Source organism: Ensifer sp. WSM1721, assembly GCF_000513895.2.
GTDB lineage: Bacteria > Pseudomonadota > Alphaproteobacteria > Rhizobiales > Rhizobiaceae > Sinorhizobium.
The window spans coordinates 2,234,493-2,251,551 of record NZ_CP165782.1; the positions used below are offsets into that span (position 1 = coordinate 2,234,493).

13 protein-coding genes and 1 pseudogene are annotated in these 17,059 nt (G+C 61.7%); 3 read left to right on the forward strand and 11 right to left on the reverse strand.

Annotated elements, in window-relative coordinates:
- The first annotated feature begins 43 nt into the window (after positions 1-43).
- Positions 44-379: a hypothetical protein gene (locus tag M728_RS10945; RefSeq protein ID WP_051440813.1), complete on the forward strand. Its 336-nt coding sequence runs from the start codon at positions 44-46 to the stop codon at positions 377-379.
- On the forward strand, positions 354-1,268 hold the full coding sequence (locus M728_RS10950) for an RNA polymerase sigma factor (RefSeq protein WP_084044273.1): 915 nt from the start codon (positions 354-356) through the stop codon (positions 1,266-1,268). The genes M728_RS10945 and M728_RS10950 overlap by 26 nt, the downstream gene beginning before the upstream one ends.
- A gap of 315 nt (positions 1,269-1,583) precedes the next feature.
- On the opposite strand, the gene M728_RS10955 is transcribed toward M728_RS10950, so the two are convergent.
- The 8 genes and pseudogenes from M728_RS10955 to M728_RS10990 form a co-directional block, all read right to left on the reverse strand.
- A complete protein-coding gene (locus M728_RS10955; protein ID WP_026618956.1) occupies positions 1,584-4,961 on the reverse strand; it encodes an AAA family ATPase in 3,378 nt (1,125 codons plus the stop codon).
- 434 nt (positions 4,962-5,395) lie between these two features.
- Positions 5,396-5,618, reverse strand: a pseudogene (locus tag M728_RS10960) (LysR family transcriptional regulator); the annotation flags it as partial.
- Between the two features lie 349 nt (positions 5,619-5,967).
- A complete protein-coding gene (locus M728_RS10965) occupies positions 5,968-8,094 on the reverse strand; it encodes a cation-translocating P-type ATPase (protein ID WP_026618954.1) in 2,127 nt (708 codons plus the stop codon).
- Positions 8,095-8,150: 56 nt separating this feature from the next.
- Positions 8,151-8,879: a sulfite exporter TauE/SafE family protein gene (locus M728_RS10970; RefSeq protein ID WP_026618953.1), complete on the reverse strand. Its 729-nt coding sequence runs from the start codon at positions 8,877-8,879 to the stop codon at positions 8,151-8,153.
- A gap of 18 nt (positions 8,880-8,897) precedes the next feature.
- Positions 8,898-9,020 (reverse strand): hypothetical protein, encoded by a 123-nt coding sequence (locus M728_RS10975; RefSeq protein WP_026618952.1) that lies wholly within the window; start codon positions 9,018-9,020, stop codon positions 8,898-8,900.
- 153 nt (positions 9,021-9,173) lie between these two features.
- Positions 9,174-9,398, reverse strand: coding sequence for a hypothetical protein (locus M728_RS10980; RefSeq protein ID WP_014766281.1), 225 nt, complete (start codon positions 9,396-9,398; stop codon positions 9,174-9,176).
- Between the two features lie 151 nt (positions 9,399-9,549).
- Positions 9,550-11,214: a cbb3-type cytochrome c oxidase subunit II gene (locus M728_RS10985; protein ID WP_026618950.1), complete on the reverse strand. Its 1,665-nt coding sequence runs from the start codon at positions 11,212-11,214 to the stop codon at positions 9,550-9,552.
- Positions 11,211-12,653, reverse strand: a complete 1,443-nt coding sequence (locus M728_RS10990; RefSeq protein ID WP_026618949.1) for a cbb3-type cytochrome c oxidase subunit I — start codon at positions 12,651-12,653, stop codon at positions 11,211-11,213. Before M728_RS10990 ends, M728_RS10985 begins: the two co-directional genes overlap by 4 nt.
- A gap of 425 nt (positions 12,654-13,078) precedes the next feature.
- Between M728_RS10990 and M728_RS10995 the strand changes: the two genes are divergently transcribed.
- Positions 13,079-13,321, forward strand: coding sequence for a hypothetical protein (locus tag M728_RS10995; protein ID WP_026618948.1), 243 nt, complete (start codon positions 13,079-13,081; stop codon positions 13,319-13,321).
- 63 nt (positions 13,322-13,384) lie between these two features.
- Here M728_RS10995 and groL read toward each other — a convergent pair whose 3' ends face one another.
- The 3 genes from groL to M728_RS11010 all read right to left on the reverse strand — a co-directional run bounded on the left by groL (position 13,385) and on the right by M728_RS11010 (position 17,040).
- Positions 13,385-15,025, reverse strand: coding sequence for a chaperonin GroEL (gene groL, locus M728_RS11000; protein WP_026618947.1), 1,641 nt, complete (start codon positions 15,023-15,025; stop codon positions 13,385-13,387).
- Positions 15,026-15,111: 86 nt separating this feature from the next.
- Positions 15,112-16,395, reverse strand: coding sequence for a 5-aminolevulinate synthase (gene hemA, locus M728_RS11005; protein ID WP_051440812.1), 1,284 nt, complete (start codon positions 16,393-16,395; stop codon positions 15,112-15,114).
- Positions 16,396-16,431: 36 nt separating this feature from the next.
- Positions 16,432-17,040, reverse strand: a complete 609-nt coding sequence (locus M728_RS11010; RefSeq protein WP_026618945.1) for an SCO family protein — start codon at positions 17,038-17,040, stop codon at positions 16,432-16,434.
- Positions 17,041-17,059 lie beyond the last annotated feature (19 nt).

Below are 17,059 nucleotides of genomic sequence, written 5' to 3' on the forward strand. Positions count from 1 at the left end.
GGCGCACGTCTTCAGGAGGATACCGTCAACGGGAAGTACGTCAATGAACCGCACGATGATCCGTTACAAGACCAAGCCCGAAACTGCCGACGAAAATCAGCGGCTGATCGAGGGGGTGTTTCGCGAACTGAACGAAAAGGCGCTGCCGGGCGTGAAATACGCTGCCTTGCGACTTGACGGCGACGTCTTCGTCCATCTGGTGGAAATCGAGCAAAGCGGCGATAACTCGATCGCCGGTCTGGGGGCGTTTGCGGCTTTTCAGAGCGGCATTCGCGAGCGATGCCTCGAGGGGCCAGTCCGCAGCACGGCTCAGATCATCGGCAATTTCGGCATGTTCTGCCAACGAGCTACACATGATTGGCGACGCCGTGAGCAGTGAACTCTTTGCGGCAACATTCGGTCCGCGGCTCGGCGCGTTGCGACCAAAGCTCCATCGCTACTGCGCACGCATGACCGGTTCGGTCATCGATGGAGAGGACGTTCTGCAGGACGCCCTGGCAAAGGCGATGGAAGCGCTGCCAGCAGCAGCACCGATTGCCAATCCGCAGGGTTGGCTGTTTCGTATCGTTCACAACACCGCGCTCGACTTTCTGAGGCGCCGTGCCAAGCGGGCGGACCTCATCGGAGAAGAGGAGGCCGAGATGGTCGCCGAACCGCTGTCCCAGACCGAGGCGCGTCAGATCGCTGCCACCAGCCTGCGCACTTTCATGCGGCTGCCGGTGCGCGAGCGCAGCAGCATCATCCTGATGGATGTGCTCGGCTACTCGCTGAGCGAGCTCTGCTCGATCACGGGGATGACCATGCCCACCGTCAAGGCGCTTCTCCACCGTGGCCGGGTCAGGCTGCGTGACATGGCGGCGGGACCGGAAGACCAGCCGCTACCGGTTCTTTCGGCCGCGGAGAAGGATAGCCTCGCCTTCTATGTTGATCGGTTCAACGCCCGAGACTTCGAGGCGCTGAGAGACAGGCTCGCCGAGGACGCGAAAGCTGAACTCGTCGGCGAGGTCGTCATGCGCGGTCGAGACAAGGTTTCCACCTATTTCGGGAACTACGCGCGTGAAGACCGGTGGTGGCTCGCCCCCGGCCTCGTTGAAGGCCGCCCCGCCGCCCTGGTGTTTGGGCAAGGCGCCGTCCTGCGCACCCCTGCTTATTTCATTCTCCTCGACTGGGCCGGGGATTCGCTTCTTGCGATCCGTGACTTCCGTTACGCGCGTTATGCGTTGGAAGCGGCGGACATTAAGCCGCTGGGCGTTGTCCGAGAGGCTTGAGTTTGTGGCGGTTCCGACAGCCCCGAGGCCGACCAAAGATGGGCCCGCATACGTCCGCTGGCTTCTCCGATCGGGCTGAACGCCTTGAGCTCACGCGAGCTCGGCGGGAGAACCTGAACATAGCAAGGAGCGAGGTTTGTTGCTGGAGCGTCCGGAGCAATTGGAATCTTTCCGCCAGGGCGTACCGGCGCCCTGAAGGCTGCCATTGAGCCGGAGTCGGCGTTTCTGCTTAACTTGAGACCCCGCAGTCATGGGCGATGTGGTGAGTGGCGACTGATCAGATGGCTGTCGGAACCCCACACCTGCAGCACCCCGTCAGCGTAATATATCGAGGAGCGCCTTGGCCCTGCCAAGGTCCGCCGTATCGAAGCCCTCGGTGAACCGGCGGTAGACCGGCGCGAGCAGATCGCGGGCCTCAGGGCGCTTATCTTGGTCGCGCCACAGGCGGGCGAGCGAGGTGCCGGCCCGAAGCTCGAGCGACGCGGCTGCTTGGTTGCGGGCGATTTCCAAGGCTTTGAGGTACTCCATTTCCGCGCGAATCTCATTCTGTTGGGGAGAGAGGCGTAGGAGAAGCTCGCCCCTCAGTCTATGGAGCTCTGATTCGTAGAAACGTTCGTCGCTCTCTCTCATTGTCGCCAACGCTTGATCGAGCGCTTCGAGAGCTTGCTCGGATCGGTCCGCCTTGACAAGCGCTTGGGCAAGCAATGCATGGTAACACGGCAACAGCCATGCCGAATCGGTCTCGCGCCACCCGTCGAGCCCCGAACGCAGCTCGGCCAGGCCTCGTTCTACCTGTCCTTCTTCGGCCAGCACCCATCCCCAAATCACCCGGGCCATGGCCAGCCAGAATGGGTTGCGCTCCTCCTCGCAGAAAGCGACTGCGGCCTTAGCCGCCTTGTGGGTTCCGGCAATGTCGCCACAGAAGTGATACACATAGGGCGCCACACTCAGGGCGTATGCTGTGGTCGTGGCGTGGGCGAGATCGCGCGCGAGACTGATAGCCTCCTGACTATGTTTCAGCGCCACATCAGGATAGCCCAGGAGCCATTCAATCCAGGCCATGAACGACAGCCCCACGGCCCGCGGATCCTGACCATAGCGAAACGCCAGCGAGCGGTGCGCCTCCGGATCATAGACCGCAACAACCTGCTCCATCTGCTCCCGGGCCGCCGAGAGCTGTCCAAGGTTGAGAAGCGTCAGCCCCAGGGTGCGATGCGCCACAACGATGCCGTCGAGAGCCCCATGCTGTTCGGCAAGGCGCAGAAACTCTTGTGCGACGCGCCGCGCTTTCCGCTGATGCGCCTTCACCATGTGATACACCCATTCACCGTACATCGCAGGAAAGAGCTGCGTCGTATCACCCAGAGCGCCGCAAAGCTCTCGCGCTCTCGTATAGGCCCGGGCTGTTTCCGGAGCCGCGTAGCCTTTGGCCGCTGTCAGCGGGACCGCCACGCTGATTTGAAGCATGAGTTCTCGTTTCGCCCGTTCTGGTGAATCGGGCTGTGCTGCCAAGAGCTCCAGCCCCGCGGTTAAATGACTGATCGCTTCCACGCTGGCCGAGCGTTCCGTAGCCCGACGTCCAGCCAATAGCCAATAGGTAATGGCCTCGTCGGTCAGTCCTGCCTTCGTGTAGTGAGCAGCAAGGACCTCAGGTTCTGCCTCGGCCTGCGCCGGGAAGTGCTCCCGCAGAACCTGGGCGACACGCGCATGGAGCTGTTGTTTCCTGCTCCGGAGCAGGGTGGCATACGCGGCGTCTTGAACCAGCGCGTGCTTGAAGACGTAGGTCGCGTGAGGCGGGATACCACGCCGGAAGACCAGCTCCGACTTCAACAATTGATCGAGAGAGTTCTCGAGCTCGGGCTCCGGCAGAGGCGACACGGCAGCGAGAAGCTGATGTGAAAATTCGCGGCCGATGACTGCACCAACCTGCGCAACCTCCTTTACAGGCGCAAGCCGATCCAGCCGGGCCATCAGCGAATCCTGCAGGGTGCTCGGAATTGCGAAGGGCGGCAGCGGCCCGCGTAGGACAAAGCTGCCGTTCCGCGCGACGAGGAGATCCGATTCTAGGATTGTCTTCGTGAGCTCTTCGATGAACAGCGGCACGCCGTCAGTCTTGACAGCGATCTGGTCGAGCACCTCCGCCGGCAGGGACTTGCCCCCGGCAACGCTCTCCACCATCGTATCGACTTGTTTGCGCGTGAGGCGGTTGAGTGAGTGAAACGTCACGTGCGGGTAGTGGGTCCAGGGCGGAGCGAATTCTGGCCGGAACGTCACCACCATCAGAACTCGGAGCTTCTGCACACGGTCGACGATCTGGTCCAGGAGCTCGAGTGAAGTTGGATCGATCCAGTGCGCGTCCTCGAAAATGAAGAGGACCGGCCGATGCGCGGCCAGGCCGTCGACTTGATCTACCAGGACTTCCAATAGGCGCTCCTTCTGCCGCGGTGTGCTCAAATCAACCGGCGGATAGCGCGTCCCGGTTGGCACCGAAAGCAAAGCAGCAAACAGCGGCACGACCTCCGCGAGATTGGTGGCGGATCCGGCGAGCACGGTTTCGAGCTTGTCGAGCGTGGAGTCAGCCGCGTCCTGGGGTCCGATCCCAGCGGCCCGTTCGAGCTGGTCGATAATGGGATAGAGCGTGCTGTTGCGGTAGTGGGGCGAACACTGGTATCGCAGGCGCGTGTGCGGCACTCCGGCGAGGTGTTCTCGCAGCGTTTGGGTGATCCGCGACTTGCCCATGCCGGGGTCCGCCGAAATCAGCACGACCTGACCCTCGCCTTCGGTGGCGTAACTCCACCGGTCCATCAATAACGAGATTTCCTGCTCGCGCCCGACAAAGGGCGTCAGCCCAGCTTCGTGCGCCGCTTCAAAGCGGGTTTCGGCCCTGGTCGTCCCAATCACCTGCCAGGCCCGTATGGGCTCAGAAAAGCCCTGCAACTCGTGGCTGCCGAGATCGGCATACTCGAAGAAACCGCTAGCGAGTTGATGAGTTGTCGGACCGATCACGACAGCGTTCGGCTGCGCTAGCGTCTGAAGGCGGGCGGCGAGATTTGGCGTGTCCCCCACGACGCTCTCCTCTTGCGCAGCGCCCTCGCCGATCAGCTCGCCCACGACGACTAGACCTGTCGAAATTCCTACCCGCGCGCCGATAGGCTCATCGGAAGGGGTCCTCAGACCGGCGACCGAGTCGATGAGTGCAAGCCCTGCCCGGATCGCTCGCTCGACATCGTCCTCATGCGCCTGTGGAAAGCCGAAATAGGCCAATACACCGTCGCCCATGTACTTCGCGACGTGTCCTCCCCAACTCCGAATGACGTCCGTGGAGCGGCTGTGATAGGCGCGAATGATCGCCCCCATGTCCTCGGGGTCCAGGCGCGCAGCGAGCGCCGTCGAGCCGACCAGATCACAAAACAAGACCGTTAACTGGCGGCGCTCGGCTTCGCCTTTGGGTGAGCGCGCTGGCTGTTGTTCTTGGATGTCGGTTCGCTCGGCCGCTGCGGCGACTGGCCGCGCCTTACCCAGAGCAGCTATCGCGTCGAGCAGTAGCCGCCGATGGCCAACAAGCGTTACGCCCAGCTCTTTCAGGTCTTCAGCGGTGAGCTGCGGCAAGCTGCGGGCATCAATCTCATTCTCGCGGAACGAACGTTCGTACCGCTCAAGGCCCAACTCCCGAAGCCAGGCACCGACGTCCATGGCTCTTTCGCCTCTGTCTCTCCGGCGTGCAGGCTCTATATTCTACCGCAGATTCTCGATGAAGGCGCGAGAGAATCCGCCGCCCGCCAATACCGTCCTAATCTCCGTAGCATGGCGCATTTTACCCGTTTCGAAGGATTATGGAGATCTCCGTTGGCCGCCTTTCTGCGACGCAGCGGGGTGGCTCGCGTGGTGACTGTCGGAGCGCCTACGCGCGATGCCGGATGACTGCTTACGGCCGCAAAGGCCTGTTCTACGCGATCGCGCTGGACTTCCTGTTTCCACCCGAGTGCGACGGACGGGAACCAGAAAGATCGACCCATTGCTGCCGCTCGTCGACATCGACCGGGATTTCCGATGCTCGCCTCTTTGCCGACATCAATACGGATACGAGAAAGCCATCTTAGGTCTCTTCCGAAGTCATTTCCTTGGCCAGCGATCATCGAACGCAACCACCTGCGGGTAGCGAACGTGCCAAGCCATCTGCACTGGAAAAGTGTCGAGGTCGACGGGCGGCGCCAGTACCTTCAGCCGCGGATCCCGCACGAGGCTCCGACAGATCATGCTCGGCAGCGTTGCGCAGTAATCGGTCACGGCAATCATCTCAGGCACGGCAAGGAGCCCGTTTGCGGACGAAGCCACGTCGCGCCTCGATCCGGTCAGCCAGAAGGACGCATCGAATTTCTGCTCGAAATCGTCCACGAGACCGGCCTCGGTGTCTTGCTCGTCACCCACGATCGCCATCTCGTCGATCGCGTATCGAGTCGGATCATTGACATGGGCGAGGCTAGAGAAAGTTAAATCGGCTTCCGTGCGGTATTCAGTTATCGAACGGGCCGACAGTCCTACCGAACTCCGTCGTTACAAGCCCGTCGACAGGAAGCTCAAGAGCGTCATCAGGTTTGTCAGTAAGGTCGAGGAAAGCTCCGAGGCCCCGGGGCAGGCTGCGCGCGGCGGAAGGCTCGTATGACCGCTTCACGCAAAACGTGTTTGGCTGCAACGACACTCAACTCCGCTCTACGGCCGGACCGGCCATTGCGGAAATGCCAGTGCCATTGTGCATACGATCCGCCTTGGTGCCGGATCGTTGCTCCGGGATCAACGCTGGAACAGGGTCGGGCAGCCGCTCCAGCCGCAGCGAATTCACCACCACGAGGATGCTCGAGCCGGCCATGACCGCCGCCGCAAGGATTGGCTGCAGAAGTCCGAATGCTGCGAACGTCAGCGCGACGAGGTTGTAGCCGAACGCCCACATAAGGTTCGTTAAGATGGTCCTGCGGACCGCGCGGGCCACGTCGACGATCCAGGGCAGCATCCACAATCCATCCGCAGGCAGCACGAGCGCCGCAGTCTCGCGGGCGAGATCGGTGGCGGAGCCGACGGCGATACCGACATCTGCGACGGCCAGGACCGGCCCGTCATTCAGTCCATCGCCGACCATCGCCACCGAACCGTGATCATGGCGGAGCCGATTCAGGGCAAGCCGTTTGGCCTCCGGCGAAAGGCCCGCTTGGACGTTCTTGATTCCAACCAGGGCCGCGATCCGCTCCGCCGCTTGCGCGAGGTCGCCGGTCAGCAGGGTGGCATCGAGCCCGCGCTCACGCAGGGCCGCGATCGCGGCATGCGCCTCGGGAAGCGGTGAGTCATCGAGCGACAGCACGGCGTATACACGCTCGCCCCAACCGACATAGACCACCGAATGACCGCTCGCTTCCAGCGACCGCGCACGCTCGGCCAGCGACGGGGGAAGCGACCAGCCCAGATCATTCATCAATCTGCCGTTTCCTGCCGCCACGGGCCGGCCTTCGGCGCTGCCGCGGATGCCACGGCCAGGAACCGTCCGAACATCGCAGGTGACGAGCGGCGTGATGTCGCGCTGAGCGGCGGCTGCCGCGATGGCCCGCGCCAGACCATGCTCGGAAAGGCGCTCCAGACCGGTGGCGCGCGCCAGTACTTCGTCGATGCCGACCTCCTCGCGATCGACGCCGACGAGACGCGCTTTGCCCGCAGTCAGAGTGCCGGTCTTGTCGAAGGCGAGCAACCGTGTACGCGCGAGAGTCTCGAGCACGCCGGGGTCGCGGACGAGACAGCCGTGCCGCGCCAGCCGGCCGATGCCGAGTGATGTCGCCATCGGCCCAGCGAGGCCGACGGCACAAGGACAGGCAACCACCAGTACCGAGAGGCCAATCAGCAACGCCCGATCGAACGGCAATGACTGCGCCCAGTAAACGATCGTTAGACCGCCGAGGGCGAGGACCAGCGGCACGGACACGCCCACGACGCGATCGGCAAGGCGCTGGGTTGGACTGCGACGGCCCAGCGCTTCGCGCACCGACCGGCAAATCCGCGCCCAGCGGGTTGCGGTTCCGTCACCGCTGCTTTGGATCAGGAGTGGACCGTCGATATTGATGCTGCCGGCAATCACCTTGGAGCCGGCGCCCTTTGCCACTTGCCGGCTTTCTCCGGTAATCACGGCTTCATCGGTGTTCGATTCCCCCTCGAGAACCACGCCGTCGACCGGGATGCGCTCGCTTGGCCGGACCCGCACCAGCATGCCGGCCGAGACCTCCCGCACCGGACGGCGGATCTCTGCCGCGCCATCGACCACGGTCGCGCTCTCGCTTTCTGCGGCCAAAAGAGGTTCGAGATCACGCGCCGCCCGTGCGCGGCCTACAGCCTCGAGATAGCGGCCAACGGTGAATAGCATCAGCACCATGACGGCGGTGTCGAAATAGACATGCGTGCGGCCCTCGAACACGGCAAACGCCGAATAGAGGTAAGCGGCAGCGACGCCAAGCACGATGAGTGCCGACGACGTCACTCGTCCCTGAATGCCATTGAGCCACATTTCACGCAGATAGGGTCCGCCGAGAATCACCACCGCCGGCGTTGCGAAGATCCAGAGCAAAAGGTGTATCCACGGCAGCACGCCGGCATCGACGCCGGTGAACGCGTCCGAATAGAGGAGGAGGCTGAACATCATGATATTCATGGAGAGAAAGCCTCCCACGCCGAGCTGGATCAGAAGCCAGGCGGCTTCCCACTCTTCGCATCTGCCGCTCTTCACCTGAAAGGCGATGCAGCAGCCGTAGCAGCAGAATGCGCAAGCCTCACCGTTGAGCCTGCGCTCCATCGGGCGCAGGCCGACGGGCAGTGAACAGTGGCTACAGAGTATGTCGTCATGCGCAGTCATGCGGGATGTCCGTTCAGCCAGCCAAGGCCTATATGCGCGTGAGAAGGCAGGAGACCACGGCCGAGCGTGATGAGACCGAGCAAAAGAATAAAGCCACCAGCCAGCCGCACGCCGCGCCGCCGCGAGGCTGGCCCGAGTATCCGGCCAACGCCACCCATCATCAACATAGCGGGGAAGGTACCCAGTCCGAACCATGCCATGACGAGGAACCCGGGAAGCGCTCCGGCGGTGCTCGCCGCCTGGGCGGTGAAGGCATACACCAGGGGACATGGCAGGAAGCCGTTGAAAACGCCAAGGGCGAGCGGTGCGGCGCTGCTGCGGGCCGTCAACAGACCGCGCAGGGACAGTGCAAATGTGCTGCCGCCAAATCCGATCGCAAGGCGATGAAAAACCTGCAGCAAGCCGAAGAACTGCAAAGCCATGGCAATCATAAGCAGGCCAGCGACAATCGCTAGAATTCGTTGGGCGATGTCGAGGGAGCCGTTCAACAGCGGCGGCGCCGTTAGACCTTGCGTGGTGCAGATGACCTGACCAATCACACCCGCGAGCCCGCCCAGAAAGCAATAGGTTGTCAAGCGGCCGGTATTATAGAGCAGGTGGCGAAGGACGGTTGCGCCTCCGCCTCGCTGATCGCGGCCCAGCGCGCAGGCAATGCCGCCGCACATGCCGATGCAATGAAAGCTGCCTGCAAATCCAGCGGCGAAGATCACGAGGTAGTAGATCATTGGCGTCGCGCTGCGCCGCTATTGCCGCACAAGATAGAAAAGATAGATGATAAAGCCGACGGTGCAGCCGCCATAGATGAGAAAGCCGAGCATCTGCGGCAAGCCGGCGTCAGTGAGCTTGAACACGGTGTCCTGTAGCATCCGCAGCTCCTATGTCAGCCGAAATAAAGACGAAGCACGTTTATCGCCACCTCGAAGCCCAGGAAAAGGAGGTTCAATGCGGCGACCCCAAGGAGAATTTTGGCTATCAGCATCTCCATCACTCCTGCCTAATCAGCCCTTGCGACAGTCTTCTTAGAACAGACGGCCGGGGCCGAGCCCGCCCCAATAAACATACATGTAATACAGCCCCCAGGCGAACAGCAGCACGTAGACGACGAGAAGCCATAGCGGAATGAATCCCACGCGCGCCTGTATCAGGCCGCCGGCATAGTCCTCCAGTTCAGGGTGCGAGCTTTGACGCACATCCAGTTCCGGATGCCTCGGGCTCTCCGGATCGCTGCTCTGCAGATCGCTCATTTTCCATTTCCCTTTCAAAAAACCCGTTGGCGGCTTTGTCGGTGCCGGTCAACGCGCCGGATAGGACGCCCCAGATGAACAAGAACAGGGCCGCCAGGCTCATCAGCATGGCGCCCACATAGGGTCCGGTGACTTCAAAACCGAGCATGCGCTAACCTCCGGCGGGTGCCTGTTCCTCGCCAGGCGGAGCTGGCGGGCCGGACGCCGGCACCGACGGATCGGGCACATAGGCTCGCTCAGGCTTGTCAGCGACCAGTTCCAGATCGTTCAGTGCCGCGCGGGCCTCCTTCGTGATCGAGAGCGGCTGCAGCGAGAGCGGGTCTTTATAGGCGGAAAGCGCCACCACGAAATAGGAAAGCGCCCACCGGTCCTCGTCCGGAAAGGCATTCCGATAGGACGGCATCGGCGTGCCGCTGAGGCCGGTAGTTATCGTCCGGAAGATGTCTTCGACGGCCGGGCCAGACTTGAACTGGCCGCTGGTGAGGTCGGCCGGCACCATCGGGAAGCCGAGGTCATCCTTGAGACCGGCGGCTTTCTCGCCATCGCCCTTGCCCCCTTGGCCGTGGCACTCCCAGCACTTCGCCGCCTGCCAAACCTCCTTGCCACGGTCCAGTATCGTCTGGGACGGGGTCGGCGGGCGCCCGATATATAACGGTGGGCCAGGCGGCTCCTCGACGAAGAAAGCGTAAGGACCGGCGGGATCGGAACGGTCAACCGCTAGCTCATACTTGATGTACTGGATCACCGCCAGCCTATCATTGAGCGGCAGTTCGTACCAAGGGGGCATTGCCGTGCCGCGGATGCCGCGAGTAATGGTGCGCAGCATGTCGCCGTCCGTCGGCAGGGGCTCCTTTGTCAGCCTGAACTTGAAGACTGCGGACGTGAAGTCCCTGGGCCGCTGGTTAAACATAAAGGTGGCGGCCGGCCCGTTTCCGTCCCCTTTGACACCGTGGCAACCGATGCAGCGGCGCTCATAGACTTCCTTGCCGTAAGCAATCCATTCCTCGGAGCGCGGCATCGTCGCATCCATGACCTCCAGGCTTTGCGGCTCGAAAAGATCGCGCCATTTACCCCGGTTCGTGCCGAGCTTCTGGACGTAGGAAACGAGCGCCGCCAACGATTCCGTTTCCGCCGCGATGCTGACGGTTTCTCCTGTGTATTCGTCATTCGGCGTCAGGATGATCGGCTTTCTTTCGCGCGCCTCCAGCGGCACGAACAGCAACCCGTCCGCATTAGGCGTCAACTGGATCGCTCGTTGGCTGTCGAAGTCGAACAGGCCTTCGGTGACCTCTGTCCTTTCCACGGTCCGATTGCCAGCGCCGTCGTCAACGATACGGACGGCTGCATCGGGCTCGTGGAAAAGGCCGCGATACGGCGCCATTATCGAGTCCGGCACCAGCATCCGCGGATCGTAGAAGTGCGCCAGGTGCCATTCGTCGCTGTATTTCAGGCCGACGCGCGTCAGGTCCGGTCCGATCCGGCGTGTGCCAAACAGGTGCGGCACGTCATAGGCGTATTCGCCCGCCTCGCTGACCGGTCCCCAGCGGCGGATCTCGCCGGTCACTGGCCGCACGAATTGCGAATGGCAGTACCAGCAGCCTTCTCGCAGGTAAATATTGCGGCCGCGAAGCTGCTGCTCGGTGTAGTCCGTCGCCTCTGAAACCATCCATTTCAACTGGCCGAAATCCGTGCGCACCACCGAGGTCACGCGCGTCGTACGCGAGGACGGCTCCACGAAGGGCAGTACGCCCTGCGTGATCACCGCTAGGGTGACGCAAAAGACACCGGCGAACAGCGCGAAGAAGCGAACGTTCACCGTGCGAGCCCTCCCGCCGGGGCCGGGGTAGGCGCCTCCACCGGCCCGCGCACGCGTCGCGCCTCAGCGGCCGGGCTGGTCAGCGCGGTCAGCATCAGATTCACCACCAGCAGCGACATGCCGATATCCATGCTGATGCCTGCCAGTGTCCGCGCCAGCCAGTAGGGCTTCACCCAGACGAGCGAATCGAGCCACTCGACCCCATTCATCCATTGATAACCCTGCTGCAGCCCGCCCGCTGTGAGGACCAGGCCCATGGTCGCGATGCCGACGGTGATCAGCCAGAACGACCAGTTGCCGAGCTTGAATGACCACAGTTCGCGCCCGAACAGGCGCGGCCAAGTATAGATGAGGCCCCCCATCGCCCAGACGACGAAGGTGCCGAACACGGTAAGGTGTGAATGCGAGATGACGAAATCGGTGAAATGGGTCGGCTGCTGCAACTGCCGCAGCGCCTCGGTCGAGCCTTGGAAGCAGCCGACGAGGTACATGAGCGAGCCCATGATCAGGAACTTCGCCGGCAGGTTCCTGCCGAACTCATGCCACTTGCCCATCATGGTGCCGAAGAAGTTCACCAGCACCGTCCACACCGGAATGATCAGCAGCATCGACGTGACGACGGCCAAGGTCTCGGCCCAGTCGGCGATCGGGCTGTAGAGGTAATGGTGGATGCCGACGAACGGGTAGAACAATGCCAGGGACCAGAAGCCTACCAGCGACAGCTTATGGGCATAGAGCGGATTTCGCGCGCTGACCGGCAGGAAATAGTAGATGATCACGTAGCCTGCGGGCGTTAGCCACAGCCCGACGATGTAGTGGAGATAGAGACCATGGAAGGCGGCGCTGTTGATGCCGGAGATCGTGTATGGCAGGATGAAGCTTCCAAGCACGAAGTTCATCGTCGTCCACACGAAAGTGGCGATCAGGTACCATAGCGCGACATAGATCGCCGGCTCGAGCCTTCGACTGATCGTGATCAGGAACTGCGCGGTAGCAACAGCCACCACGATGAAGAATGCGACCTTCGCGTAGAGCGGAAGCTCTCCGGCTTCCAAACCGTCACTGTCGCCGATCAGCAAGCCGACCAAACCGGCAAGTGTTGCGATGTTCCAGACCCATGCGAGAAGAACCGACCACTCCGACCATATCACCCGCACCCCCGACAGACGCGGCACGAGATAGTAGCAAAGACCGATGAAAAGCGTCGAGAAGGCGCCGAAGATGACACCGTTGACGTGGACCGGGCGCAGCCGGCCGAAGGTGAACTCGAGATTCCCCGATCCGAGATAGTCGGGGTAGTTGAAGGTGCTTGAGATCAAAACGCCGACGGATGGCGTCACCATCAGCCAGAACATGCCGAAATAAAGCCAGGTCCGCACGACCCGGTTGTCGACCAACGCATCCAGGTCCACATTCGCGAAGTTGCCGCGCAGCTCCATCCCAGTCTCTGCCAACGCATAGACCTCCCCGCGCGGTTCCTGGGCCGCACGACTGCTTCAACCCCACCCCTCCGGCATCGAGGGGTGACCCCGATGGCGGACTCGCGGCGCGCTCCCTGCAGCCGGTGCCCCGTCTATCGACTAGACTAGTATTTGCGTGGCACCAACACCGAGCCGGTGTTCGACCGGTGATGTACGCCTCGAGCGCCTTCATCGCCTCCGATTCGGGATCGATCTTCTCGCCCTGGTTCGGCTTCTCGATGCACCGGTGACCCGCTCATCGTTATAGAAGCCACCTCCTTCATGTGGACGAGGGGCAACTTTTAAAAATAGAGCTAAAACAGTACCATGTCTAGCCATGGCGGAGACCGCGATTATGCAGTTGATCGATGCGTCGAAAGTTGTCATCCGGAAGGAGAGCGGCCATGCAAAGACATACGAAGGAAGCTTCGGAGCTTAAGGCATTGATCCTCGCGGATCTTCATAAGGAGCCGGGATGCGAGCACGTCACCGATTTTGCGATTCAGCGGCTCGAAACCAGGGAGAACGGGGCAAACTGGACTGTCAAATATCTGGATCCTAATCAAGATAAGGTCTGCGAGACGATTCTCATAAACATTGCGCGAATGTTGCAGCTCAGCTTCGACCTTCCTGAACGCGGGTCGTGAGAACGATGCGAGCGGGCTCGGCGCGCATCGTTCCATAATTCTCATGCAAACCGGCGGGATGAGCTAGAAATCAATGTCGAGATTGTCCTCGTGATCGTGGTGGCCAGGAAGCTCTGGCGGCGGCGGACCAGGCACCTCGGCCACCATCGCCTCCGTCATGATCATGAGACCGGCCATGGAGGCGGCACCCTGAAGGGCCGTGCGCACGACCTTGGCAGGATCGACGATGCCCGCCGCAAACAGATCGCGAAATGTTCCGGCTTGCGCATCGTAGCCCCATCCATAGTCATCTCTTTGTAGAATCTGGGCGGCGAAGAGCGAGCCATCCACGCCCGCATTGGACGCAATCTGTTTCGCCGGCCAGGTTATGGCTTCCTTGACGATATTGATGCCGGCCTGCTGGTCGAGGTTCTCGGCCTTCAGAGTCCCAATTGCCCTGCTTGCGCGCAGGAGAGCGACGCCACCGCCGGGCACGATGCCCTCCTCCACGGCGGCACGGGTGGCATGCATGGCGTTGCGGATACGGTCCTTCTTCTCCCTGACCTCCGACTCGGTCGCGCCGCCGACTCGGATCACGGCAATCCCGGCGGAGAGCCGTGCCAGCCGCTCCTGAAGTTTTTCGCGATCAAAGTCGGACGTGCTTAGTTCGAGCTGTGCCTTGATCGCAGCGATCCGCGCAGCGATTTCCGCGCTTGAGCCCCCTCCTTCTGCAATCGTGGTATTCTGCTTGTCCACCCTAATCTTCCGGGCACGGCCGAGGTTGTCGAGCGACATGGACTCGAGCTTGAGGCCGAGTTCCTCGGAGATGACTGTCCCGCCGGTGAGCAATGCTATGTCTTGCAGGATCGCCTTGCCGAGCTCGCCATAGGCCGGCGCCTTGACGACCGCCACTTTCAGGCCGCCGCGCAGCCTGTTGACAACCAGCGCCGCCCTGACTTCGGCCTCTATGTCGTCGGCGATGATGAGAAGCGGCCTGTCGGCCTGCACGACTTTTTCCAGCAGCGGCAATATTTCGCTAAGGCTCGACAGCTTCCTCTCGCAAATAAAGACAAGCGCGTCCTCCATCTCCACCTGCATCTTGTTTCGATTGGTGACGAAATAGGGAGAGATGTAGCTGCGGTCGAACTGAATGCCGGTGATGACCTCGCTTTCGGTTTCGAGCGACCTTCCTTCCTCGATCATAATCACGCCGTTGTTGCCGACCTTCGCCATCGCCTCGGCGATGATGTGGCCGATCTCCCGATCTCCGTTGGCCGAAATTGTGGCGACCTGCGTGATCTCGACGTTTGAAGCGACAGCTCTTGCATTCTGTTTCAACTCCGCGACGACCGCCTCGACCGCACGATCAATCCCGCGCTTCAGGTCCATCGGGTTCATGCCGGCAGTGACCGCCCGGACACCGCCCCTGAGGATTGCGTCGGCGAGGACCACCGCTGTCGTCGTTCCGTCGCCCGCCTGATAGGAGGTTTTGATGGCGACCTGCCTGAGCAACTGAACGCCCATGTCCTCGAACCTGTCCTCAAGTTCGATTTCCCTCGCGACCGTCACACCGTCCTTGGTGATTTTCGTGCCAAAGGAGCGGTTGATGGCTACGTTTCGACCGCGCGGCCCAAGCGTCACGCCGACAGCACGCGCAAGCGTGTCGATGCCATGCAGCATGCTGTCGCGGGCCCGAAAAGCGAGCCTGATCTCCTTGGCCGTCATGTCTCCCTCCCTTTCTTGCGTCGCGCATCTGAGCAGATGACCAAAGGACGCAATGGCGCTTTTTAATTGGCTCGGTGTTCTTAGGGCTACGCGGTGTCTCTTCTTTCCGCCGCGGGGGCGGCACTTTCGCGTGGCAGCCCGAGTTCATCCCAAACCTTGCTGAGCGCGGCCGCAAGTTGGCTGATCATGATGTCGCCATGGCACGGAGAGGGCGTGATGCGCAGCCGCTCGGTTCCTCTCGCCACGGTAGGATAGTTAATCGGCTGGATGTAGATGCGATGCTCAGCGAGTAGCATGTCGCTCGCCGCCTTGCACTTCGCCGGATCGCCGAGCCGCACCGGAACGATGTGGCTGTCACTCGCCATAACCGGCAGCTTCGCCGCGGTAAGTTCGGCCTTCACCCGCTGGACCCGGTTCTGATGAGCCTGGCGCTCAGACTGCGACACCTTCAAATGGCGGATCGCGGCGGTGGCAGCGGCACAGATCGGTGGCGGCAGGGCTGAGGTGAAGATGAACCCCGGCGCGTAGGAGCGCACCGCGTCAATGAGCGGGGAGCTTCCCGCAATGTAACCACCAAGACAGCCGAACGCCTTGGCAAGCGTTCCTTCGATAACATCGACCCGGTGCATGACGCGGTCTCTTTCGGCGATGCCGCCACCGCGCGGGCCGTACATGCCGACGGCATGGACCTCATCGAGGTAAGTCATAGCCCCGTAACGTTCGGCAAGATCGCAGATGTGGCGGATCGGGGCGATATCGCCATCCATCGAATAGAGGCTTTCGAACACGATTAATTTCGGCCGCCCCTGCCCGGCCGTCCTCAGCAATTCCTCGAGATGGCCGAGATCATTATGACGGAAGATCCGCTTTTCGCAGCCCGAGTGCCGTATACCCTCGATCATCGAATTATGGTTGAGTGCATCCGAGAGGATGACACACTCGGGGACCAGCTTCGCAATCGTGGAGATAGATGTCTGGTTTGAGACATATCCTGAAGTGAAGACCAGCGCTGCTTCCTTGTGATGAAGATCCGCGAGCTCAATTTCCAGCTCGACCAGCGGATGACTGGTTCCGGATATATTACGCGTGCCCCCCGCGCCCGTCCCCAGACGCTTCGCGGTTTCAGTCATGGCGCCGATCACACTCGGGTGTTGCCCCATGCCCAGATAGTCGTTGGAACACCAGATAACGACTTCTTTCGACCCGCTCGGTCCGTGCCAGATTGCGCGCGGAAAATGCCCGGCGATCCGTTCGAGGTCCGCGAATACGCGGTACCGATGCTCGGCATGGAGCTGGGCTGTCGCGTCGGCGAAGAAGCGATCGTATCGAGCTGTCACGAACCTTTGAGGGCGGGACAAGCGTTCAGACATGGCCTCCTTGTCTCCGAGTTGCAACCGATCGACGATTCACTCGCGATGCTTCGTCATCACTTGCCGCAGCATATCGGCCATGGAATCACCGGACATTCCGGCCCGCAAGCCGCGAACGAACTTGCCCTGAGGGTCCATGACGTAGATGTAGGTGCTGTGGTCGACGATATAGTCGGCGCCTGTTCCCTGCAGATGGCGGTCGCTGTAAGCGCCATATTTCTGCGCCACCGCGGCGATCTCCTCCCCGCTTCCGCTCAGTCCCAGGATTCGCCGGTCGATGGCGCCGGTGTATTGCCCCATAACAGCGGGCGTATCGCGTTCGGGATCGACTGTGATGAAGATTGGCTGCACCTTCGCTGCCTCGGGGCCAAGCCTGTCGAGAGCGATGGCAATCTCGCTCAGCGTCGTTGGACAAAGACTCGGACAGGAGGTGTAACCGAAGAAGACCAGCATCCATCTGCCGCGGAACTTCGCGTCGGTCACCACGGCGCCACCCGGTTCGATGAGACTGAACGGTCCGCCCACGGTGACCGGCGACGCTGCGAATCCAGGCACGGTGCTTACGAATACCGCAGCCGAAATCAATCCATGGAGAACCGCGCGTCTGCAGGTCGAAGCCCAAAGCAGATCGTTCCGCCTCTCCATGTCGTGCCTCCTCATCACG

What these genes read in the sequence shown, in the direction of transcription:
- M728_RS10945 (WP_051440813.1), top strand. Translation starts at nt 44, where the DNA reads ATGAACCGCACGATGATCCGTTACAAGACCAAGCCCGAAACTGCCGAC.
- M728_RS10950 (WP_084044273.1), top strand. Translation starts at nt 354, where the DNA reads ATGATTGGCGACGCCGTGAGCAGTGAACTCTTTGCGGCAACATTCGGT.
- M728_RS10955 (WP_026618956.1), bottom strand. Translation starts at nt 4,961, where the DNA reads ATGGACGTCGGTGCCTGGCTTCGGGAGTTGGGCCTTGAGCGGTACGAA.
- M728_RS10965 (WP_026618954.1), bottom strand. Translation starts at nt 8,094, where the DNA reads ATGGAGCGCAGGCTCAACGGTGAGGCTTGCGCATTCTGCTGCTACGGC.
- M728_RS10970 (WP_026618953.1), bottom strand. Translation starts at nt 8,879, where the DNA reads ATGATCTACTACCTCGTGATCTTCGCCGCTGGATTTGCAGGCAGCTTT.
- M728_RS10975 (WP_026618952.1), bottom strand. Translation starts at nt 9,020, where the DNA reads ATGCTACAGGACACCGTGTTCAAGCTCACTGACGCCGGCTTGCCGCAG.
- M728_RS10980 (WP_014766281.1), bottom strand. Translation starts at nt 9,398, where the DNA reads ATGAGCGATCTGCAGAGCAGCGATCCGGAGAGCCCGAGGCATCCGGAA.
- M728_RS10990 (WP_026618949.1), bottom strand. Translation starts at nt 12,653, where the DNA reads ATGGAGCTGCGCGGCAACTTCGCGAATGTGGACCTGGATGCGTTGGTC.
- M728_RS10995 (WP_026618948.1), top strand. Translation starts at nt 13,079, where the DNA reads ATGCAAAGACATACGAAGGAAGCTTCGGAGCTTAAGGCATTGATCCTC.
- groL (WP_026618947.1), bottom strand. Translation starts at nt 15,025, where the DNA reads ATGACGGCCAAGGAGATCAGGCTCGCTTTTCGGGCCCGCGACAGCATG.
- hemA (WP_051440812.1), bottom strand. Translation starts at nt 16,395, where the DNA reads ATGTCTGAACGCTTGTCCCGCCCTCAAAGGTTCGTGACAGCTCGATAC.
- M728_RS11010 (WP_026618945.1), bottom strand. Translation starts at nt 17,040, where the DNA reads ATGGAGAGGCGGAACGATCTGCTTTGGGCTTCGACCTGCAGACGCGCG.